20 protein-coding genes and 1 tRNA gene are annotated in these 20,716 nt (G+C 75.3%); 15 read left to right on the forward strand and 6 right to left on the reverse strand.

Going from position 1 to position 20,716, the window contains the following annotated elements:
• The first annotated feature begins 47 nt into the window (after positions 1-47).
• The 7 genes from OF117_RS14710 to OF117_RS14740 all read left to right on the forward strand — a co-directional run bounded on the left by OF117_RS14710 (position 48) and on the right by OF117_RS14740 (position 8,135).
• The gene (locus OF117_RS14710; RefSeq protein WP_263553590.1) at positions 48-1,436 is read left to right on the forward strand and encodes a 3-oxoacyl-ACP reductase; all 1,389 of its coding nucleotides are present in this window, start codon (positions 48-50) and stop codon (positions 1,434-1,436) included.
• Positions 1,436-2,317: a MaoC/PaaZ C-terminal domain-containing protein gene (locus OF117_RS14715; protein ID WP_263553591.1), complete on the forward strand. Its 882-nt coding sequence runs from the start codon at positions 1,436-1,438 to the stop codon at positions 2,315-2,317. Before OF117_RS14710 ends, OF117_RS14715 begins: the two co-directional genes overlap by 1 nt.
• A 193-nt stretch (positions 2,318-2,510) precedes the next feature.
• The gene (locus tag OF117_RS14720; RefSeq protein ID WP_263553592.1) at positions 2,511-4,043 is read left to right on the forward strand and encodes an ABC transporter substrate-binding protein; all 1,533 of its coding nucleotides are present in this window, start codon (positions 2,511-2,513) and stop codon (positions 4,041-4,043) included.
• 45 nt (positions 4,044-4,088) lie between these two features.
• Positions 4,089-5,030 carry an ABC transporter permease gene (locus tag OF117_RS14725; RefSeq protein WP_263553593.1) on the forward strand — a complete coding sequence of 314 codons (942 nt, stop codon included), beginning with the start codon at positions 4,089-4,091 and terminating at the stop codon, positions 5,028-5,030.
• Positions 5,027-6,034 (forward strand): ABC transporter permease, encoded by a 1,008-nt coding sequence (locus OF117_RS14730; RefSeq protein ID WP_263553594.1) that lies wholly within the window; start codon positions 5,027-5,029, stop codon positions 6,032-6,034. The genes OF117_RS14725 and OF117_RS14730 overlap by 4 nt, the downstream gene beginning before the upstream one ends.
• Entirely contained in the window at positions 6,031-7,086 is a 1,056-nt protein-coding gene (locus OF117_RS14735) for an ABC transporter ATP-binding protein (RefSeq protein ID WP_263553595.1), read from the forward strand. Before OF117_RS14730 ends, OF117_RS14735 begins: the two co-directional genes overlap by 4 nt.
• Entirely contained in the window at positions 7,083-8,135 is a 1,053-nt protein-coding gene (locus OF117_RS14740) for an ABC transporter ATP-binding protein (RefSeq protein WP_263553596.1), read from the forward strand. The genes OF117_RS14735 and OF117_RS14740 overlap by 4 nt, the downstream gene beginning before the upstream one ends.
• Positions 8,136-8,177: 42 nt before the next feature.
• Here the strand turns inward: OF117_RS14740 and OF117_RS14745 are convergent, their stop codons facing one another.
• A complete protein-coding gene (locus tag OF117_RS14745; RefSeq protein WP_263553597.1) occupies positions 8,178-9,389 on the reverse strand; it encodes an MFS transporter in 1,212 nt (403 codons plus the stop codon).
• 179 nt (positions 9,390-9,568) lie between these two features.
• On the opposite strand from OF117_RS14745, the gene OF117_RS14750 reads away from it, so the two are divergent.
• The 3 genes from OF117_RS14750 (at position 9,569) to OF117_RS14760 (ending at position 10,547) form a co-directional block, all read left to right on the forward strand.
• Positions 9,569-9,811, forward strand: coding sequence for a hypothetical protein (locus tag OF117_RS14750; RefSeq protein WP_263553598.1), 243 nt, complete (start codon positions 9,569-9,571; stop codon positions 9,809-9,811).
• The gene (locus OF117_RS14755) at positions 9,808-10,245 is read left to right on the forward strand and encodes a hypothetical protein (RefSeq protein ID WP_263553599.1); all 438 of its coding nucleotides are present in this window, start codon (positions 9,808-9,810) and stop codon (positions 10,243-10,245) included. The genes OF117_RS14750 and OF117_RS14755 overlap by 4 nt, the downstream gene beginning before the upstream one ends.
• A gap of 214 nt (positions 10,246-10,459) precedes the next feature.
• Positions 10,460-10,547 (forward strand) — tRNA-Ser (locus OF117_RS14760).
• Between the two features lie 108 nt (positions 10,548-10,655).
• Here OF117_RS14760 and OF117_RS14765 read toward each other — a convergent pair.
• The 3 genes from OF117_RS14765 to OF117_RS14775 form a co-directional block, all read right to left on the reverse strand.
• On the reverse strand, positions 10,656-11,690 hold the full coding sequence (locus OF117_RS14765; RefSeq protein WP_263553600.1) for a uroporphyrinogen decarboxylase family protein: 1,035 nt from the start codon (positions 11,688-11,690) through the stop codon (positions 10,656-10,658).
• Between the two features lie 89 nt (positions 11,691-11,779).
• Positions 11,780-12,610, reverse strand: a complete 831-nt coding sequence (locus OF117_RS14770) for an IclR family transcriptional regulator C-terminal domain-containing protein (protein ID WP_263553601.1) — start codon at positions 12,608-12,610, stop codon at positions 11,780-11,782.
• Between the two features lie 72 nt (positions 12,611-12,682).
• The gene (locus OF117_RS14775) at positions 12,683-14,197 is read right to left on the reverse strand and encodes an amidohydrolase family protein (RefSeq protein ID WP_263553602.1); all 1,515 of its coding nucleotides are present in this window, start codon (positions 14,195-14,197) and stop codon (positions 12,683-12,685) included.
• Positions 14,198-14,440: 243 nt separating this feature from the next.
• Between OF117_RS14775 and OF117_RS14780 the strand changes: the two genes are divergently transcribed.
• Genes OF117_RS14780 through OF117_RS14795 form a run of 4 tightly spaced genes read left to right on the forward strand, consistent with a single transcriptional unit; the run spans position 14,441 to position 18,336 of the window.
• Positions 14,441-15,640 (forward strand): CaiB/BaiF CoA transferase family protein, encoded by a 1,200-nt coding sequence (locus OF117_RS14780; RefSeq protein ID WP_263553603.1) that lies wholly within the window; start codon positions 14,441-14,443, stop codon positions 15,638-15,640.
• Positions 15,637-16,440 (forward strand): citryl-CoA lyase, encoded by an 804-nt coding sequence (locus OF117_RS14785; protein ID WP_263553604.1) that lies wholly within the window; start codon positions 15,637-15,639, stop codon positions 16,438-16,440. Before OF117_RS14780 ends, OF117_RS14785 begins: the two co-directional genes overlap by 4 nt.
• Before the next feature lie 4 nt (positions 16,441-16,444).
• Positions 16,445-17,416 (forward strand): zinc-binding alcohol dehydrogenase family protein, encoded by a 972-nt coding sequence (locus OF117_RS14790; RefSeq protein ID WP_263553605.1) that lies wholly within the window; start codon positions 16,445-16,447, stop codon positions 17,414-17,416.
• Between the two features lie 56 nt (positions 17,417-17,472).
• Positions 17,473-18,336, forward strand: a complete 864-nt coding sequence (locus OF117_RS14795) for a dioxygenase (protein WP_263553606.1) — start codon at positions 17,473-17,475, stop codon at positions 18,334-18,336.
• A 56-nt stretch (positions 18,337-18,392) separates the two neighbouring features.
• On the opposite strand, the gene OF117_RS14800 is transcribed toward OF117_RS14795, so the two are convergent.
• Complete coding sequence (locus OF117_RS14800) at positions 18,393-18,773, reverse strand: nuclear transport factor 2 family protein (RefSeq protein ID WP_263553607.1); 381 nt, start codon at positions 18,771-18,773, stop codon at positions 18,393-18,395.
• A gap of 377 nt (positions 18,774-19,150) precedes the next feature.
• On the opposite strand from OF117_RS14800, the gene OF117_RS14805 reads away from it, so the two are divergent.
• Positions 19,151-19,978 carry a hypothetical protein gene (locus tag OF117_RS14805; protein ID WP_263553608.1) on the forward strand — a complete coding sequence of 276 codons (828 nt, stop codon included), beginning with the start codon at positions 19,151-19,153 and terminating at the stop codon, positions 19,976-19,978.
• Here the strand turns inward: OF117_RS14805 and OF117_RS14810 are convergent.
• Positions 19,962-20,555: a hypothetical protein gene (locus tag OF117_RS14810; RefSeq protein WP_263553609.1), complete on the reverse strand. Its 594-nt coding sequence runs from the start codon at positions 20,553-20,555 to the stop codon at positions 19,962-19,964. The genes OF117_RS14805 and OF117_RS14810 overlap by 17 nt on opposite strands.
• Positions 20,556-20,716 lie beyond the last annotated feature (161 nt).

A 20,716-nucleotide genomic window follows, 5' to 3' on the forward strand; every position in this document is an offset into this window, starting at 1 on the left:
CCCCGCCGTCCCGCCATCTCGGCCGAGATGGCACCCCCGATGCTCCCGTGACGCAACCGATCCCGGAGGACGACCTCATCGTGAGCGACTGGTACCGCGACTTCACCAACTCCGGCGTGGGCGCCACGCTGACCAAGCGGCTCGGGCTGCCCCGCCCGGCCGTGCTGCGCCGCCACGAGCCCGGCGCTCCGCTGCTGCCCGGCCCCGCGGTGGTCGGCACGGCGGGGGAGGGCCGGCTGCGCGATCCGCTGACCGCCGTCCTGAAGGACGCCGGCGTGACCCTCCTGTCGCCGGTGACCGCCGACGGCGGCACCGACGGGGAGCGAACGGCCGCCGTCCTGCTCGACGCCACGGGCCTGCGGACGCCGGCCGACCTGGCCGCCGCGCACGACTTCCTCGCCCCCGCGCTGCGGCGGCTCGCGCCGTCCGGCCGGGTGCTGGTGCTCGCCGAGCCGCCGTCGGAGGCCGCCGACCCGGCGCAGGCCGCGGCCCGGCAGGCGCTGGAAGGACTGGTCCGTTCCACCGCCAAGGAGCTGCGCGGCGGCGCGACGGCCAACCTGCTGCTCGTGCCGGACGGCGCCGAGGGCGGGCTCGCCGGCCCGGTGCGGTTCTTCCTGTCCGGCCGGTCGGCGTACGTGGACGGCCAGGTGGTCACCCTGACGGCCGCGGGCGCCACCGACGGGCAGGACGACGACCGCCCGCTCGCCGGCAAGGTCGCCGTCGTCACCGGCGCGGCCCGGGGCATCGGCGCGGCCATCGCCCGGGTGCTGGCCCGCGACGGCGCGCACGTGGTCGTGGTCGACCTGCCGGCCGCCGGCCAGGCGCTCGCCGGCGTCGCCAACGAGGTCGGCGGGACGGCGTTGCAGCTCGACATCACCGCGCCCGACGCCCCCGAGCGGCTGGTCGGCCACCTGCGGGAGCGGCACGGCGGGGTCGACGTCGTCGTCCACAACGCCGGCATCACCCGCGACAAGCTGCTGGTCAACATGGACGCCGCCCGCTGGAACGCGGTCATGGCGGTCAACCTGCAGGCCCAGCTCGACCTCACGCAGGCGCTGCTCGACGCCGACGGCCTGCTCCGGCCCGGCGGGCGGGTGGTCTGCGTCAGCTCCCAGTCCGGCATCGCCGGCAACCGCGGGCAGACCAACTACGCGGCCTCCAAGGCGGGGGTCATCGGCATGGTGCGCGCCTGGGCGCCGGCCCTCGCCGAGCGCGGCGCGACCATCAACGCCGTCGCGCCCGGCTTCATCGTCACCGAGATGACCGCGCGGATGCCCTTCGGCACCCGCGAGATCGGCTCCCGGATCAACTCCCTGCAGCAGGGCGGGCTGCCGGTCGACGTCGCCGAGACCGTCGCCTGGCTGGCCCAGCCGGAATCGACGGGGGTCAACGGGCAGGTCGTGCGGGTCTGCGGCCAGTCGTTCCTGGGGGCGTGATGGGTTCGGCTGCTCCCGGCGATGCGGCGGGCCGCACCGAGCTGGCGTCCGCGCCGTCGCTGCCGGCGCTGTTCGCCCGCGCCGCGGTGACCGCGCGCGGCCGCGGCGGCGACCTGCCCACCACCCGGCTGGCGCGCACCGGCGTCCGGGCCGACCAGCAGCAGCTGGCCGGGTACGCCCGGGTCTGCGGGTTCGGGCTGTCCGACGTCCTGCCGCCGACGTTCCCGCACGTGCTGGCCTTCCCGCTGCAGGTCGCGCTGATGAGCGACCGGGCCTTCCCGCTGGCGCTGCCCGGCCTCGTGCACGTGCGCAACCGCATCGACGCGCTGCGGCCGATCGGCACCGGTGAGGCGCTGGACCTGGAGGTGTGGGCCGAGCGGTTCGCCCGGCACCGGTCGGGTGCCACCGTCGACCTGTGCGCATCGGTCTCCGCCGACGGGGCCGAGGTGTGGCGCGGCCGGTCGACCTACCTCGCGCGGGGGGCGACGCCGCCGGACGGCGCGCCGGAGGCCGAGGTCACGGTCGAGGTCGGCGACGTGCCCGACGGCACCATCCGCTGGCTGGTCGACGGCGACACCGGACGCCGCTACGCGAAGGTCTCCGGCGACGTGAACCCCATCCACCTGTCCGGGCTGACCGCCAAGGCCTTCGGGTTCAAGCGGGCGATCGCGCACGGCATGTGGGTCGCCGCCCGGGCGCTGGCGGCCCTGGAGGGCCGGCTGCCCGCGGCGGCGAGCGTCGACGTGGCATTCCGCAAGCCGCTCTTCCTGCCCTCCACGGTCACGCTGGCCACGGCGGAGGTCGGCGGCGGCTGGGACCTCGCCGTCCGCAACGCCGACACCGGCGCCGAGCACCTCCTCGGCACCGTCCGCCCCCGCTGAGGGAGGAGATCCGTCGCGGTGACCGCGACGTACCTCCTCCACGTCGACCGACGGGTACGTCAACCGACGGTCGTGTGACGGTCGGATCTCGATGCGGCAACGATCACCGGAACGTCGGCGTTGAGGTGGCGACCCGGCGCGCGGACCGGAAGGGTCGAGGGGCTAGCTGCTGCCGACGCCGGAGGACGAACCCGTGCGCTCCACCCGACTGCTCGCCCTGACCGCTGCCGGCGCGCTCGCCGTCAGCGCCTGCTCGGGGGGTGAGGGCGTCGACACCGGTACGGGCGGGGGAGGCGGTGGCGGGGGCGAGAACACGCTCGTCGCCGCGGTCGCCGCCCAGCCGGACCAGCTCGACCCGCACGTGACCACGGCGTACCCGAGCTTCCAGGTGCTCGAGAACGTCTACGACACCCTCGTCGTGCCGAACGCCGAGGACCTGACGATGGAGCCGAGCCTGGCCGAGAGCTGGGAGACCAGCGAGGACGGCCTGACCTGGACGTTCACCCTCCGCGAGGGCGTCACGTTCCACGACGGCAGCGAGTTCGACTCCGCCGACGTCGTCTACTCGTACAACCGGATCATCGACGAGGACCTGTCCAACGCCTACCGGTTCGCCACGGTGGAGTCGATCGAGGCCGACGGTCCGCAGACCGTGGTCATGACGCTCGGCCAGCAGACGCCGAACCTGCTCGAGCGGATCGGCGCCTTCAAGGGCATGTCGATCATCCCGGAGGGGGCGGCCGACGAGCTCGACCTGACCATCGAGGCCGTCGGCACCGGGCCGTTCCAGCTCGAGAGCTCCGACGCGAGCAGCACGGTGCTCACCGCCTACCCCGACTACTGGGGCGGCGACGTCACGGTCGACGGCGTCGAGTTCCGCTACATCACCGAGCCGGCCGCCGCGCTGACCGCGCTGCAGAACGGCGAGGTGCAGTGGACCGACAACGTGCCGCCGCAGCAGATCCAGGCGCTGGAGGGCGAGCAGGCCGTGGAGCTGGCCGCCACGCCCAGCGTCGACTACTGGTACCTGTCGATGAACTACGACCGGGAGCCGTGGGGCAACCGGGACGTCCGCCGGGCGATCGCCACCGCGATCGACCGCGAGGCGGTCGCCGAGGCGGCCAAGTTCGGTGCCGCCCGGGCCAACCAAACGGCGATCCCCGAGGACAGCTTCTTCTACTACGACTACGCGCCGTACCAGGCCGATCCTGAGGCCGCCCGGCAGCTGCTCGAGGGGGCCGGCGTCCAGACGCCGCTCACCATGGGGCTGATGGTGACCGACGAGTTCCCCGAGACGGTCACCGCCGCGCAGGTGATCGCCAGCCAGCTGGAGCCGATCGGGATCACCGTCGAGGTGCAGAACGAGGACTTCGCCACCTGGCTCTCGCGCCAGGGCGACGGCGACTTCGACGCCTTCCTGCTCGGCTGGCTGGGCAACCTCGACCCGGCCGCCTACTACCAGGAGCAGCACATCACCGACGGGTCCAACAACTACCAGGGCTACAGCAACCCGGAGGTCGACCGGCTGCTGCAGGAGGGCGCGGCCGAGACCGACCAGGACGCCCGCAAGCAGATCTACGACCAGGCGGCGCAGCTGATCGTCGACGACGCCTCGTACGTGTACCTCTACAACCCCGACGTGGTGCAGGCCTGGACGCCGGGTCTGCAGGGCTACCAGATCCGCGCGGACAAGGCGATCAACTTCGAGAGCGTCCAGCTGCCGTGACCTGGCGGCTCGCCGGGTGAGGCCCCGCCGGACGGGGTCCGCGCCGTGACCGGGTACCTGCTGCGCCGCACCGGCCAGTCGGCCGTGGTGCTCGCCGGGGTGAGCGTGATCGTGTTCGCCCTGGTGCACCTCGTGCCGGGCGACCCGGTGCGGTTGGCCCTCGGCACCCGCTTCGACCAGGCCACCTACGACGCGTTGCTCGCCCGCTCCGGCCTGGACCAGCCGCTGGTGCAGCAGTTCTTCGGCTGGGCCGGCCGGGCGCTGACCGGTGACCTCGGGGTCAGCTTCCGCAGCGGCGACCCGGTGACCCTGCTGATCCTCGAGCGGCTGCCGGCCACGGTGACCCTGGCGTTCGCCTCGCTGCTGGTCGCGCTGCTGATCGCCGTCCCGCTCGGCACCGTCTCGGCGCTGCGCCCGCGGACCGTCGTCGACCGGGCCGCCACGGTGTTCAGCCAGTTCGGCATCTCGGTGCCGGACTTCTGGATGGGCATCGTGCTCATCCTGGTCTTCGCCGGCACCCTGGGCTGGCTGCCGACGGGCGGCTACGTTCCGCTCGGCGAGGACCCGCTCGGCTGGTTGCAGCGGTTGATCATGCCGGCGGTGGTCACCGGGGTGGTGTCCGGCTCGGTGATCACCCGGTTCGTGCGGAGCAGCGTCCTGGAGGCGCTGGGTTCCGACCACGTGCGGACGGCGGAGGCCAAGGGCCTGCCCCGGCGGCAGGTGCTCACCTGGCACGTGCTGCGCAACGCCCTGCTGCCGCTGGTCACGGTGACCGGCGTGCAGCTGGCCTACCTGCTCTCCGGCGTGGTGGTGGTGGAGATCGTCTTCGCCTGGCCCGGCCTCGGCCAGCTGGCGCTCCAATCGGTGCAGGCCCGCGACTACCCGGTGCTGCAGGGCGCCATCCTGCTGTTCGCGCTGGTGTTCCTGGTGATCAACCTGCTGGTCGACCTGCTCTACACCGCCATCGACCCGAGGATCCGCAGGTGAGCGTCCAGCCGACCCCCGGGCCGCCGCCGGGCGGCACGCCACCGGCCGAGACGCCGTCCGAGACGCCGGCCGAGACGCCGTCCGAGGCGCCGGGCGGCTCGCCGGGCCCGGCGGGCGGGCGGACGGCGACGCTGCGGCCCGCCCGACCGCGGTGGCGGGAGACGCTGCGGTTGCTGGCCGGCAACCCCACGGCCGCCGTCGCCGCCGTCCTGCTGCTGCTGATCGTGCTGGTCGCGGTCTTCGACGAGCCGCTGGCCCCGCAGGGCGCCAACGAGATCGACGTGGCCGGCCGGCTGCAGCCGCCGGGCCTCGAGCACCCGTTCGGCACCGACGACCTGGGCCGCGACGTCCTGAGCCGGATCATCCTGGGCGCCTCGGTGTCGCTGCGGGTGGGCTTCCTGGCCGTGCTCATCGCGCTCGTGGTCGGCAGCACCATCGGGCTGCTGGCCGGCTTCTACGGCCGGTGGGTGGACGACGTCCTGATGCGGGTCATGGACATGCTGTTCGCCTTCCCGGCCGTGCTGCTCGCGATCGCCGTGCTCGCCGTCCGCGGGCCCGGCTCGGGCAACACCGCGCTGGCCATCGCCGTCGTCTACGTGCCGATCTTCGCCCGGGTGACCCGGGCCAGCGTGCTCGGCGTCCGGGAGGAGGTGTACGTGCGCGCCTCCCGCTCCGTCGGAGCCGGGGACCTCCGGCTGCTCACCCGGCACGTGCTGCCCAACGCCGCCCCGCCGATCATCGTGCAGACCTCGATCAGCCTGGCGTTCGCGGTGCTCGCCGAGGCGGCGCTGTCGTTCCTCGGCCTGGGCACCCAGCCGCCGAACCCGTCGTGGGGGTTGATGCTCGCCGAGGGCCGCGGCTACATCGAGCTCGCCTGGTGGATCGCGTTCTTCCCCGGCATGGCCATCTTCCTGACCGTGCTGTGCTTCAACCTGCTCGGCGACGGGCTGCGCGACGTGCTCGACCCGCGGCAGCGCACGCTGATGGGCGGGGGCGGTCGGTGACGGCGCCGCTGCTCGAGGTCGACGACCTGTGCGTGCGGCTGCGGACGCCGCGCGGTCCCGCGGCGGTGGTCAACGGGCTCAGCTACACCGTCGGCGAGGGCGAGACGGTGGCCGTGGTGGGGGAATCGGGCAGCGGCAAGAGCGTCTCGGTGCTCGCCCTGCTCGGGCTGCTGCCCACCCGGTCGGCGACGGTGACCGGGCGGGCGCTGCTGCGCGGCGAGGACCTGCTGACCCTGCCCGACGACCGGCTGCGCCGGATCCGCGGCGCCGGCGTCGGCATGGTGTTCCAGGACCCGATGACCTCGCTCAACCCGGTGCTCACCGTCGGGCGTCAGCTGGTCGAGGGCATCCGGGCGCACGCCGACGTGCCCAGGCCGGCCGCCCGCGACCGGGCCGCCGAGCTGCTCGGCGAGGTGGGCCTGCCCGATCCGCGCCGGGCGCTCGACCGCTATCCGCACGAGCTGTCGGGCGGCATGCGGCAGCGGGTGATGATCGCGATCGCGCTGTCGAACTCGCCGTCCCTGCTGATCGCCGACGAGGCGACCACCGCGCTCGACGTGACCGTGCAGGCGCAGATCCTCGAGCTGGTCGAGCGGCTGCAGCGCGACCACGGCACCGGCGTCGTGTGGATCACCCACGACCTCGGCGTCGTCGCCGGCATCGCCGACCGGGTGCTGGTCATGTACGGCGGGCGCTGCGTGGAGGACGGCACGGCCGACGACGTCCTGGAGCGGCCCGCGCACCCCTACACGCGCGGCCTCCTCGGCGCGCTGCCCGACCTGGCGCTGGACCGCGACGACGGCGAGCTGGCGACCGTGCCCGGCACCCCGCCGCCGCCGACCGACCTGCCCGAGGGGTGCGTCTTCTGGCCGCGCTGCCCGGTGCGCGGTGATCCGCGGTGCGAGACCGAGCAGCCGCCCCTCGCCCCCGTCCTCCGCGGCGGTCACGGCCATGACCGCCGCGAGCCGCCGCACCGGGCGGCGACCTGGTGCGGCGAGGACGAGGCGCCGGCGCGCGGCAGCGGGGCGGCGGCCGCCGGGAGAGCACCGTGAGCGGCCGGCTGGACGACGACGTCCTGGTCTCCGCCCGCGGGCTGGAGGTGCATTTCCCGATCCGGGGCTCCGGTGTGCGCCGCCGGCAGGTCGGGGCGGTGCGGGCCGTGGACGGCGTCGACCTCGACATCCGCCGCGGCGAGACGCTCGGCCTGGTCGGCGAGTCCGGCTGCGGCAAGTCGACGCTGGGCAACGCGCTGCTGCGGCTGGTCGAGCCCACCGGTGGCCGGGTCGAGTTCGACGGCACCGACGTCACCGCGCTGGGCCGCCGGCAGCTGCGCGCGCTGCGCCGCCGCGCCGGCATGGTCTTCCAGGACCCGTTCGCCTCCCTCGACCCGCGCCGCACCGTGGCGCAGACCGTGGCCGAGCCGCTGGAGGTGCACGGCCTGCGCCCCGGACGGCGGGAGCGGGCCGCCCGGGTGGGGGAGCTGCTGGAGCTGGTCGGCCTGGACCCGGCGGTGTCCGGCCGCTACCCGCACGAGTTCTCCGGTGGGCAGCGGCAGCGGGTCGGCATCGCCCGCGCGCTGGCCGGCGAGCCCGACTTCCTGGTGTGCGACGAGGCCATCGCGTCGCTCGACGTCAGCGTGCAGGCCCAGGTGCTCAACCTGCTGCGCCGGCTGCAGCGGCAGCTCGGGCTCACGCTGTTGTTCATCTCGCACGACCTGTCCGCGGTCCGGCACATCTCCGACCGGATCGCGGTGATGTACCTGGGCCGGATCGTCGAGCTCGGGCCGGCCGCCGCGGTCGGCCGCGAGCCGCAGATGCCATACACGCAGGCGCTGCTGTCGGCGGTGCCGGTGCCGCACCCGTCGGTCGAGCGGTCCCGCGAGCGCGTCGTCCTCACCGGTGACGTGCCGTCGCCGGCGGCCGTGCCCAGCGGATGCCGGTTCCGCACCCGCTGCCCGTACGTCTTCGAGCCGTGCGACGACGTCGACCCCGCGCTGCAGCCGGCCGGTGCGCCCGGCCAGCTCGCCGCGTGCCACCTGCACGGCGTGGTCGGCCGCGAGGTGCCGGAGGGGGAGAAGGCCGGCACCGTGCCCGCCGAGTGAGCGGTCGCGGGACCGGGGGTCGCGGTTCCCCGACCGACGGCGTCAGGCGTGCTCGCCGAGCAGGCGCGGGCGGGCGGCGGCCCAGCCCGCCGCCGTCTGCCCCACCACCATCGCCAGCAGCAGGACCAGCCCCGCCGTCCACCCGCCGGTGACGTCGGCCAGCACGCCGAGGGCCACCGGGCCGGTGGCCGCGAGCAGGTAGCCGACGCTCTGCGCGGCCGCCGACAGCCGCCCGGTCTGCGCGACGTCGCGGCTGCGCACCAACACCAGCGTCATGGCCAACGGGAAGGCCGTGCCGGTGCCCAGCCCCCACAGCAGCGCCCACAGCAGCGGCGCCGCGGACGGCGCGACCAGCAGGCCCGCGACGCCGGCGGCGATGGGCGCCGTCGTCAGGAACACCCACACCCCCTGCCCCGGGCGGCGGGTCGCCAGCATCGGGACGACGAGGGACGCCGGCCCGCCGAGCACCGCGGCCGCCGCCGTGTACCCGCCGGCGGCCACGGCCGAGAGGCCCGCCTCGACCTCGAGCACCTCGGGCAGCCAGGTGAGCATCGCGTAGAACGACAGGGACTGGAGGCCGAGGAAGAGGGTCACGGCCACCGCCACGCGGTCGCGGAGGATGCCGCGGCGGCCGGGGCGCGCCGGCAGGTCCCCGGCCGCGCCCCGCCGGGCCCGGGCCAGGGCGGCGACGGCCAGGCCGGCGACCAGCACCGGCACCAGCCACAGCGCCAGCCCGACCACGGCGCTGCCGGCGAGGCCGGTCAGCGGCTGCGCCAGCCCGGTGCCGAGCGCCGCGGACGTCGCCATCGAGGCGGTGACCAGGCCCACCACGGCGGCCGCACGCGCCCCGTACTCCGCGCGGGCCACGGCGGGCAGCAGCACGTTGGCCACCGCGGTGCCGACGCCGAGCAGCACCGTGCCGGCGAACAGCCCGGCCACGCCGGCCAGGCGGAGGGCGACGCCGGCGGCGAGCAGCACCATGCCCGCCACCACAGCGCTGTGCAGGCCGATGCGGGTCGCCAGCACGGGGGCGAGCGGTGACAGCACGCCGAAGCACACCAGCGGCACCGCGGCCAGCACGGCCAGCGTCGGGACCGGGACGGCGAGCTCGGCGCCGAGCTCGCCGAGCAGCGGGCCGACCGCGGCGAACGGCCCGCGCAGGCAGAGCGCGACGAGGGTCAGGGCGGCGGCGGGTGCGAGCAGGTGCAGCCGGCGCCGCACGGGCGAGCCCGCCGTCGTCGTCCCGGAGGCCATGCCCGACCTCCCCGGATGCCGACGACCGCCCGGCTCAGCATTCTGCGCGACCGCCGACCCGCACCCGCGGCCGGCCACCGACGAGTGGCGCCGAGTGGCGCCCGGTGCGCCCGCTGCGCATGCTGACCCCGAGCCGGCCGACCCGTGCCGGCACGGAGACCACGGGGGAACCCATGACCATGAGCAGCACCGACGCTGCGACCGGTTCGCGCGACATCAAGGCGCACGAGGCGACGAGCTTCGCCGACCTCGGCAAGGAGATGTGGACCTACCTCACCGGCAAGGGTGCGGCGATCAACTACGAGTTCGTCGACATGGTGGTCGAGGTGCCGCGCGAGACCGGTCCCGATGCTCCGCGGGCGGTCTGGCGGCTGCACGGCACGCTGCGCATCACGACCGCCGAGAACGCCGGCAGGGGATGAGCCCCGAGGGCGGGCGCGCCCTCGGCGTGACCGCCGACCTGTCGATCGAGGTCGACGGGACGCCCGTGCACGTCCGAGCGGACGGCGGCTCGCACGTGCACGTGGTCGCCGACGACGTCCGCGGTGCCCTGGCCGCGGTCCGGGACGCCGCCGCGGCCCGGACCGGGCGGCCGCCCGGCCGGGCGGACCTCGCCCGGATGGCCGATTCCCTGGCCGCGCACGGCCTCACCGCGCACGTCGAGGGCCCGGACGGCCCGGTCGTGACGCTGGGCGCCGACGTGGGGTCGACCACCGGGGCGGTGGCCCTCGGCACGCGGCGCGCCCGGTTGCACGTGCCCGGAGTGCTGCGGGTCGGCCGCCGCGAGGTGCGCGCGGTCGCGCTGGCCGCGGGCGCGGTGCTCGTCGCCGTCCTCGCGGCCCGTCGCCGGCGCTGAGCCTCGATCTACCTCGACCCCGAGGCGCTGCTCCGCTCCGCCTCGCCGGCCCGGGCCGCCGCCGGGGACGGACATCGAGCCGCACCGGCTTGGCTGACGTGTTGCGGCCGCGCCGAAGAAGACCTCCGGTCGCTCCCGCCTCACGACCGGCCAGAACCTAGGGAGCCCAGTAGATCCAGCGAGGGGACTCCGTAGCATGGGATGTGGCCTGCTAGGAGGGCTCGCATAGTGGCCTAGTGCGGCGGTCTTGAAAACCGCTAGGAGTTCACCGCTCCTCGTGGGTTCGAATCCCACGCCCTCCGCGTCGTGACGGCACAGGCACCGGCACAGCCCGGACCAGCGATCCGCGGGGTCTCGGCGCGGATCGGACCGGAGGCCGCCCTCGCTCCGGGTGTGCCCCCCGGGGCGTCCTACAGCTCCTGCCGCAGCAACTCCGCGGCGGCGACGAGGGAGCGCATCTTGCCCTCGGCCGAGGCACGGGGGAGGTACTTCAGCCCGCAGTCGCTGGACAGCACGAGCGTGTCCGGGTTGACGTCGTCGAGTGCTCGGCGGACCCGCTCGGCCACCGTCGCCGGTGTCTCGACCTCGGGGGTCGACAGGTCGAGGACGCCGAGGACGACGCCCTTGCCCCGCAGCGGCCGCAGGCTCGCCGGATCCAGCCGCGACTGCGCGGTCTCCACGGAGACCTGGTCGACGGGGGTGTCGGCCAGCTCCGCGAGGAACGAGTAGCCCTGCGGGCGCTCGTGGACGATCGCGGCGTAGCCGAAGCAGATGTGCACGGCCGTGATCCCCGCGGCACCCTCCAGCGCACGCGTCAGCGCCTCGGCACCGTACTGGCGGGCCGCCTCGGGACGCGCCTGCAGCCAGGGCTCGTCGACCTGCACGATGTCGGCCCCGGCGGCGAAGAGGTCGGCGATCTCCTCGCGGACGACCTCGGCGTAGGCCAGCGCGAGGCTGCGCGCGTCGGGGTAGTGGTCGTTCTGGGCCTGCAGCGACATCGTGAACGGCCCGGGCACCGTGACCTTGACCGTCCGGTCCGTGTGCGCGCGGAGGAACCGGACGTCGTCGACCTCGACGGGGCCGGGGCGGGAGATCTCACCGACGACGCGGGGCACCGGGTTGGGCTGTCCCGAGCGCCCCGGCACCGTGCCGGGGTTGTCGACGTCGACCCCGTCGAGCGCCGTCGCGAAGTGGTTCGAGTACGACTCCCGGCGGATCTCCCCATCGGTCAGGATGTCCAGGCCGGCGCTCTCCTGCGACAGGATCGCCAGCAGCGTGGCGTCGTCCTGGGCCTCGGCCAGGTGCTCGGCGGGGATCCGCCACAGCTCCCTGGCCCGGACCCGCGGCGGAAGACGGTGCGCCAACCGATCCCGGTCGATCAGCCAGTCCGGCTGGGGGAGGCTCCCGACGATCGACGTGGGAAAGGCCGGCAGCTGGCTGGGCATCGGTCTCCTCCTGCGGCTCGAAGGTCTCGCGGGTGTCGGCGCGGGCCGGGGACGGCGGCCCAGCGGCCGGTCGGCGGCCGGTCGGCGGGTCATGCCGTGGCCGAGCCGTTCCCGGTCGGGCGGCCGGCCGACACGTGCGGCCGCGACTGCCACAGCGCCCATTCCGCGCTGACGTCACCGGCGGTGCGCAACAGCAGCGGAAGGTGCTTCCGCAGCAGGTCATCGGTCGAGGTCTCGGCCGCGTGCACGGTGACGTTCATGGCCGCCCGGACGACGCCCGTGCTGTCGCGGACCGGCGCGGCGATCGACCGCACCCCGGGCGCCAGCTCCTGGTCGGCCAGGGCCCAGCCACGTGCCCGGACCTCGGTGAGCTCGTCCCGCAACCGCTCGGCGGAGCGGCCGATGAAGGGCGGCAGCCCGGCGCGGCTGGGCAGGGCGAGCGTGGCCGCCAGCTCGTCGGGGGGCAGCGCGGCCAGGAGCACCTTGCCCTGGGACGTCTGGACGGCGGGGAAACGCGTGCCGATCTCCACTCTCAGGGCGATCAGCTTGGGCACCGACACCCGCGCGACGTAGACGATGTCCGAGCCGTCGAGCTGGGCCATCGAGGACGACTCCCCGGTGCGGGCGACCAGTGCCTCGAGGTGCGGGCGGGCGATGTCCCACAGGCCGAGCGCGCCGATGTAGGCCATGCCGAGGCTGAGCACCTTCGGGGTGAGCGAGAACGCGCCACCGGACGACCGGACGAAGCCGAGCTCCTCGAGGGTGAGCAGCAGCCGCCGGGCGGTGGGCCGGGCCAGCCCGGCGGCGGTGGCCACCTCCGTCAGCGACATGCTGCGGTGGTCGACGTCGAAGCAGGCCAGGACGTCCAGTCCCCGGGCCAGGGCCTCCACGAAGTCAGGTCCCGCGCCGCGCCCCGCCATCACACCTCCGCCGCCGCTGCCCGGGGACGACCCGCGCCGCCGGCCGGCCCGCGGCGCGGGTCCGCCGAGTCCTCATCGGCCGAGGACCCGCTCCTCCCCGCCGGCGCGCTTGGACTCGTCCTTGTAGTCGGTGTACTGGTACGGGTTCTCCAGGATCTCGGCCTCGGCGTCCGGCCGCTCGGGGAACATGCCCTGCTGCCAGGCCTCCTCGCCGAGCTCCGACCGCAGGTACTCGACCGTCGACTCGACCTCCCGGCGCACGGCGGCCAGGTCGATGCCGACCAGCGCGCCGTCGTACTTCACCACCCGGCCGTCGACCACCACCGTGTGCACGTCGCCCCGCTGCGCCTGGAAGGCGACGTGGCCGTAGGGGTTGAGCAGCGGGAACGACACCGGCGAGGTGTCGTTCTTGATCAGCACGACGTCGGCCTTCTTGCCTTCCTGCAGGCTGCCCAGGTCGTCGCGGCCGAGAGCGTGCGCGCCGCCCCGGGTGCACCACTCGACCACGTGCTGCGCCCGCAGCCGCAGGTGGGTGATCGTCTCGCCCTTGAGGTGGGCGTCCATGTGCTCGGCCATGCGGTCGGCGTTGAGCGTCGCCCGCATCGCCGAGAACATGTCGCCGCTCCACCACACGCTGGTGTCCATCGACAGCGACACCGGGATCCGGTACTGGAGGACCTGCTCGGTGGGCGCGTGCCCCTGGCCCGCGCTGCACTCGGACTCGGTCGCCACCGAGATGGAGCCCCCGGTGGCGGCGATCCGCTGGTAGCTGTCCCGGGTGAGGGTCGAGGCGTGCACGTAGACGGTGTCCGGGGTCATGAACCCGTTCTCGTGCATGAGCCGGATGCCGTCGTCGTTGGTGGCGCCCCAGACGCCGGCGTGCGTCGTCACCGGGATGCCCAGCTCGCGGGCGACCTCGAACGCGGCCCGCTCGGGGAAGCTCGGGTCGCCGGTGACGTCGAAGGCGACCTGCACGCCCATCCGGTCGTCGGCGGCGTCCCGCAGTCGCTCCAGGAGCGAGCGGACTGCGGGGTCGGCGGTCCACTCCCACGGGCCGGCCTGGATGTTGCCGTAGGCGAGGACGAACCGGCCGGGCACCGAGCGCAGCGCCTCGAGGGCGGCCTCGCCGTGGTCGACGGTGTGCAGGTTGTGCGACCAGTCGACCGTGGTGGTCACGCCGGCGTCCAGCGACTCGATGGCCGCCAGCCGGTTGCCGGCGGCGATGTCCTGGGGCCGGAACTTCTTGCCGTGCTCGAGGTAGTACCAGACGAAGTACTGGGTCAGCGTCCAGTCGGCGCCGTAGCCCCGCATGGCCGTCTGCCACATGTGCCGGTGGGTGTCGATCATGCCGGGCATCACGATGCCGCCCCGGGCGTCGATCTCCTGCGTGCCGTCCGGCGCCTCGAGGGCGGGGCCGACCGCGGCGATCCGGTCGTCGACGACGAGCACGTCGGCGTCCCGGAGGACCGTGGCGGCGTCGTCCATCGTCAGGACGGTCCCTCCGCGGAACACGAGCGGACGGCCGGCGACCGGGGGTCCGGCGGCGGCGTGCGCCTGCGGGTCGACGGGGGTGTCGGTCAGGCTCATGCGGTCCTCCTCGACAGCCACCCGGACTTCGGACGGTCGTCCGCCGGGCGGTCGGCAGCGTCGCGCCGACACTGTGGAGCCGCCACGGACGGCGTGTCAAGGCCATCCGGGACGACGGATGGACGCGGCCGTTCGAGGTTGACGCGGGCCCGCTGGCCGTCCAGACTCCGGCACGGACATGCGTCCGCAGAGCGGCCATCATCGGCGCGAGCGGGTGGGGCCGACGCGAGCGAATGGGGATCGATGACCTCTGGACCTGGGCTCCCCGGCGCGGCGCCGGGGCGGGGACCGCTGGCGGGACTGCTCGTGGCCGACTTCTCCCGCATCCTGGCGGGCCCCTACGCCACCATGCTGCTGGCCGACCTGGGGGCCGAGGTCGTCAAGGTCGAGGGGCCGGGAGGGGACGACACCCGCACCTGGCAGCCCCCCGTCCGGGACGGCGTGGCCACCTACTACCTCGGGGTCAACCGCAACAAGCGCTCGGTCGCGCTCGACCTGAAGGACGCCGCGGACGCCGGGCTCGCCCGCGAGCTCGCCCGCCGGGCCGACGTGCTCGTCGAGAACTTCAAACCCGGGGGACTGGCCCGCTTCGGACTGGACTACGACAGCGTGGCGGCCGGGAACCCGGGCGTGGTCTACGCCTCGATCAGCGGCTTCGGCAGCGCTCCCGGAGGGCGGTCGCTGCCCGGCTACGACCTCATCGTGCAGGCGATCTCCGGGTTCATGAGCCTCACCGGGGATCCCGGCGGCGAGCCGTACCGCGCCGGCGTGGCGCTCTTCGACGTCATGGCGGGGCTGCACGCGACGATCGGCGTCCTCTCGGCGCTGAACCACCGGCACGAGACCGGCCGGGGTCAGCACGTCGAGGTCAACCTGCTCTCCTCCGCGCTCTCGGGGCTGGTGAACCAGACCAGCGCCTTCGTGGCCGGCGGGGTGGTGCCCTTCCGCATGGGCAACAGCCATCCGAGCCTCTTCCCGTACGAGCCGCTGCCGTGCGCCGACGGCGAGCTGATCGTGACGGCCGGCAACGACGGGCAGTTCCGCCGGCTGTGCGAGGTCCTCGGCGTGCCGGAGCTGGTCGACGACCCCCGCTTCCGGCGCAACGAGGACCGCACCGCCAACCGCGACGAGCTGCGCCCGCTGCTGGTGGAGCGGCTGCGCACCCGGTCCAAGCTCGACTGGTTCCACGAGATCATCGCCGCCGGCGTCCCCTGCGGGCCGATCAACACCATCGACCAGGGCGTGGCCTTCGCCGACGAGGTGGGTCTGGACCCGGTGGTCACCGTGGGGCAGGGCGCTGCCGCCGTCCCTTCGGTGCGCAACCCGATCTCCTTCTCCGCCACGGCCGCCGAGTACCGCCTCCCTCCGCCGGCGCTGGACGAGCACGGCGCGGAGGTGCGCCGGTGGCTGGCGGAGCCGGCCGGCGAGGAGCGGTCGGCATGAGCGCGGCGGGCGACGGGCTGTCGTTCCCGACGTCGCTGGGCACGTCCACGGCCGACGACATCCGGTTGCTGGGCCGCGACCTGGCCGCCGACCTGATGGGGTCGGTCGGCTTCGGTGAGCTGGCCTTCTGGCTCGTGGCGCTGCGCCGCCCCACCCCCTCGGAGACCCGCGTCTTCGAGGCGGTGTTGGTGGCCCTGGCCGACCACGGGTTCACGCCGACGGCGATCGCGGCCCGGCTCACGTACCTCTCGGCGCCGGACTCCCTGCAGGGCGCGCTCGCCGCGGGCCTGCTCGGGGGCGGTTCCCGGTTCCTCGGCGTGACCGAGGACTGCGGCACTTACCTGCACGAGGTGCTCGAGCGGCAGGAGGGCGAGCTGCCCGCGGACGACGCCGGCTGGGACGCCCTCGCCGTCCGGGCGGTGGGCGAGTCGCGCACCGCCGGGCGCTTCGTGCCCGGCCTGGGGCACCCGGTGCACAAGGAGCGTGACCCGCGGACCGCCGTGCTCCTCCGGATCGCCGAGGAGGAGGGGCTGCGCGGGCCGCACCTGCGGTTGTTCGAGGCGATCGGCCGCGTGCACGAGCAGGTCCTCGGCCGGCGGCTGCCGCTCAACGGGGCCGGGGTCTGCGGCGCCGCGCTGGCCGACCTCGGGCTGCCCGTCGAGCTGCTGCGCGGCTTCGCCCTGCTGGCCCGGGCGGCGGGGCTGCTCGGCCAGCTCGCCGAGGAGCGGCGCCGGCCGATCGGCATGGACGCCTATCTCGCCGTCGACCGCAACGCCGTCTACGTCGACCCGGGGGGGTGAGCTCGTGCGCGCCGCCGTCCTGCAGGCACCGGGGCAGACCCCCGGCTACCGCGAGCACCCGGCACCGGAGCCCCCGCCCGGGCACGCGCTGGTCCGGGTCACCGCGGCGCCGATCGCGCCGCTGGACCTGCTCTGCGCGTCGGGGACGTCGTACTTCGGCCGGCCGGCCACGCCCTACGTGCCCGGGGTGCAGGGCGTCGGGGTCGTCGAGCGCTCCGCCGTGCTGCCGGAGGGCGCCCGGGTCTTCTTCGCGACCCGCGCCGGGATGGCCCCCGGCGACGGCAGCCTCGCGGAGCTGTGCGCGGTCCCCGAGGCGGACCTGGTCCTGCTCTCCGCCGACGTGCCTGACGCGGAGCTGGCGGCCCTGGGGATGTCCGGTGTCGCCGCGTGGATGTGCCTCACCGCGCGGGGCCGGCTCCGGCCGGGGGAGCGGGTGCTGGTCCTCGGGGCCGGTGGCGCGGTGGGCCAGGCGGCCGTCGGCGCCGCGAAGCTGCTGGGCGCCGGCCGGGTCGTGGCGGTGGCCCGTTCGCCGGAGGCCCGGGAGCGTGCGCGACGGGCGGGGGCCGACGAGGTCGTCGAGCTCGCGGGCGACGTCGACGAGCTCACGGTCCGCTTCCGGGACGCCCTGGGCGGCGACGTCGACGTCGTCGTCGACCCGGTCTTCGGGACGGCGGCGACCGCGGCCTCCCGCGTGCTCGCGACGGGCGGCCGGCTGGTCAACCTCGGCGGCTCGTCCGGTGACCTCGCCGAGTTCTCCTCGGCCGTCCTGCGCGGCCGCGCGGCCGACGTGCTCGGCTACACGAACAACGTCCTGACCCGGGACCAGCGCGACGGCGCTCTGGCGGCCCTCGCGGAGCACGCCGCGCGGGGCCGGCTCCGCGTGGCCCACCAGGTGCTGCCGCTGGCCGAGGTCGCCGATGCCTGGCGCCGGCAGGCTGCCGGGGAGACCGGGGGTCGGCTGGTCCTGACCCCCTGACCGCACCACGCAGGCGGACGTCGCCCGTCGCCCGCCCGGCCCGCTAGGAGGAGACCGTGCAGCTGGTCACCGAGGACAACATCACCGACCTCGCCGTCGAGCGCTGGGCCACGGCGCGCGATCCGCGGCTCGCCGAGCTGATGACCGCGCTGGTGCGGCATCTGCACGACTTCGCCCGCGAGGTGCGGCTGACCGAGGCCGAGTGGATGGCCGCGATGCAGTGGCTGACCCGCACGGGGCAGATCAGCGACGACAAGCGGCTGGAGTTCGTGCTGGCCTCCGACGTCCTCGGGTTGTCCATGCTCGTCGTCCAGATGAACCACCGGCTGGACCCGGCGGCGACCCCCGCCACGGTCCTCGGTCCCTTCCACATCGCGGGTTCCCCGGAGCTGGGCTTCGGCGGGGACATGTCCGACGGGCTGCCGGGCCAGCCGCTGTTCGTGCACGGCACGGTGCGGGACCTGGACGGCAAGCCCGTGCCGGATGCGGTGCTCGACGTCTGGCAGGCCGACGACGAGGGCGTCTACGAGGCGCAGCTGGGCGAGGTCGACGAGGCCCGGCTGCGGGCCAAGTACACCTCCCGCGAGGACGGCACGTACTGCGTGCGGACGATCGCGCCGAAGGGGTACACCATCCCGATGGACGGACCGGTCGGTGACCTCATCGGGCGGACGGAGATCAGCCACTTCCGGCCGGCGCACATCCACTTCCTGCTCGACGTGCCGGGCTACGAGCCGCTGATCACCCACCTGTTCCAGGAGGGTGCGGACTACCTGGACAGCGACGTCGTCTTCGGCACGAAGCAGGAGCTGGTGGTCCGGTTCGAGCACCGGCCGCCCGGCGAGACCCCGGACGGCGGCACGTCGTCGGAGCCCTGGGTCGAGGCGCGCTACGACTTCGTGCTGCAGCGCCGGTCCTGAGCCGCCCGGCCCGGGAGCGGCCACGGCGGCGTCGACCGGGCAGGGCCGTCGGGGCGTCAGCCGGGCAGGGCCGTCGGGGCGTAGGCCAGCAGCTCCCAGTTCCCGGACGCCCTCGTCCAGACCGCGAGCGCGAGGTTGTCGATCGTCTTGGGCGTGCCCCGGACCTCGAGGTCGGCCGTCATCCTGCCGACCACGATGGCGGTGTCGCCCACGACGTCGACGCGTTCGACCGGGTGATCGATGCGCCGGTAGACGTAGTAGCCGGACCGGACCTTCTCCAGGTACTGGGCCTTGGTGTCCCGGGCGCCGCTGGAGTGGGCGTAGCTCAGCCCGTCGGCGCACAACTCGTCGAGCGTCGTCAGATCGCCGTCCTGCATCGCCCGGTAGCGGCGGTCCTCCGCGGCCAGGACCGCCCGCACGTCCGCGGAGTCGCTCACCTCGGCCTGCCCGGCCCGGCCGTACCGGTACGTCGCACGGTCCGATCATGCCTGCACGGACCGCCTCCCGCGGACCGGAGGGTGGCCCGCGTCCCGGAACCCGCCGTCCGGGGCGCCCGACACGCCGTCGCGTCGCGTCGGCAGGAGGGACGACCTCACCCCGCTTGGCGGCGTTTCCGCTGGTCAGCGTGCGGCTTGTCGACAAGCCGGGGTTCCGCGGGGCGGGTCGTCGACCGCGGACCGGGCCCGCCGCAACGATCCGGTGACGAGGCGGACGGACCCTCCTCGGAACCGGCCGGGTCCGCGCCCCCGGAGCCCTAGCTTCGTGCTCCCCGCGGTACTTCCCGCCGCGGGCGAGGGTGCTGAGGAGTCGACGCGTGACCTTGGGTGCGACCGTGGGCTGGCCGGCGGCGGCGGTGCTGGGCTTCTTCGTGCTGACCGCTCTGGTGGTCGCCCTGGGCGCCAGCTCGACGGCCCGCTACGAGTTCGAGCGCAACGGCGCCGGCCAGCGCCGACGCCCGGCTCCGAGCCGCTCCGGCGCCCACCCCGCCGGCAGCGCCCGCGCCCGCCGGTCGGCCGGCGCTCCCACCGACCAGCCGCGGGCCGGGTCGGTGGGTCTCGCCGTCCGTCCCGCCCCGGCACCCCCCGCCGGAGGGCACGGGTGGTGGCTGGTCGACGAGTCCGCGCGGGTGCTCGCCGGCCCGTTCGCCGACCGGACCGACGCCGACTGGGCCGCCCTGGCCGACGGGCTGCCGGCGATCGCGGTGCACGGCGCCCGGAGCGCCGACGGCGGCGTGACCCCGCGGCTCGCGCCCGAGGAGCGGGCGTGGCTCACCGAGCTGGGGGGTCAGCTCGACCGGCTCCCGGCCGACTGGGACGCGCTGCTGTCCGACACCGACCCGCTGACCACGCTGGTGGTGGAGGTCGCCGCGACGCTGGTCGAGGCGGGGCTGCCGCTGCACGGCACGGCGCAGGGCCACCCGGCCGGTGGTGTCTGCCTGATGCCCGAGCTGGCGCTCGGCGGCGTCCTGGTCAGCTGGCACGCCCACGACCGGATGAGCCTGCACCAGCTGCGGGGCGCCGCGGCCGATGCCACGGTGCGACGCTGCATGAACGCCGCTGTCGCCGACGTCCTCACCAACCTCGGGTTCGTGGTCGAGCCGTTCGGCGCGACGGGCAGCTCGGTCGTCACGGCCCTGCGCTGACCACCCCGGCCGGCCCGGGACCCGTCCCGGCCGGCCCGGGACCCGTCCCGGTCGGCCCGGGAGCCGGGGCGTCGACCGCGGGCAGCAGCCGCACCTCGACCACCAGGCCCGACGCCGCCGCCGCGTCGGCCGGGCCGTCCGGCACGCGGTGCGGGGACAGCGGGGCGCCGTCCGGGCCCAGCCAGCGGATCGCCACGGGCAGCGCCGTGCCCGTCACGGGCGGCCGGACGGCCGGGGCGCGTTCGGCGAAGGCGCGGTCGGCCAGGTCGGCCCACCCGTCGACGCCCCGGGGGACGGCGGTCAGCGTGGCCAGGGCGCCCAGCCGGCCCGCCGTCCCGTCGACCGCCAGGGAGCCGCCGGTGCGCGGCCACGCCACGTCCGGCGGCACGACCCGGACCCGCACGCCGAGCGCGGTGAGGACCCGGGCCGCCGCGAGCACCTGCGCCCGCTGCCGCGCGCGCGGATTGCCGCGGTGCAGCGCGGTGCGGACGCCGACTCCGGCGAGCGCGCCGGCGACCCTGAGCCGCCGGGCGCCGCGGTCGGCCAGCGCGATCGGGTGCGGGGCGGTGACGGTCACGGCGGTCCCTCCTCGTCGCACGACCCGTCGGTGCGCGGACGGGTCCGGGACGACGCCAGCGTGCTGCCCCCGGGTGACGGGCGGGCTGCCCTCCGCGTTACGGGGGTGCGACGCCCCGGCGAAGGGTCGGCGCGGGGCGGGCGGCGGCGCGGGCCGTGCAG

The sequence above is a fragment of the Geodermatophilus sp. YIM 151500 genome, from assembly GCF_025716945.1.
In the GTDB taxonomy this organism is placed as follows: domain Bacteria; phylum Actinomycetota; class Actinomycetes; order Mycobacteriales; family Geodermatophilaceae; genus YIM-151500.

Coding starts and splice junctions, on each gene's coding strand:
- OF117_RS14715 (WP_263553591.1), top strand. CDS start 1,436: ATGGGTTCGGCTGCTCCCGGCGATGCGGCGGGCCGCACCGAGCTGGCG.
- OF117_RS14745 (WP_263553597.1), bottom strand. CDS start 9,389: ATGGCCTCCGGGACGACGACGGCGGGCTCGCCCGTGCGGCGCCGGCTG.
- OF117_RS14750 (WP_263553598.1), top strand. CDS start 9,569: ATGAGCAGCACCGACGCTGCGACCGGTTCGCGCGACATCAAGGCGCAC.
- OF117_RS14755 (WP_263553599.1), top strand. CDS start 9,808: ATGAGCCCCGAGGGCGGGCGCGCCCTCGGCGTGACCGCCGACCTGTCG.
- OF117_RS14765 (WP_263553600.1), bottom strand. CDS start 11,690: ATGCCCAGCCAGCTGCCGGCCTTTCCCACGTCGATCGTCGGGAGCCTC.
- OF117_RS14770 (WP_263553601.1), bottom strand. CDS start 12,610: ATGGCGGGGCGCGGCGCGGGACCTGACTTCGTGGAGGCCCTGGCCCGG.
- OF117_RS14775 (WP_263553602.1), bottom strand. CDS start 14,197: ATGAGCCTGACCGACACCCCCGTCGACCCGCAGGCGCACGCCGCCGCC.
- OF117_RS14780 (WP_263553603.1), top strand. CDS start 14,441: ATGACCTCTGGACCTGGGCTCCCCGGCGCGGCGCCGGGGCGGGGACCG.
- OF117_RS14785 (WP_263553604.1), top strand. CDS start 15,637: ATGAGCGCGGCGGGCGACGGGCTGTCGTTCCCGACGTCGCTGGGCACG.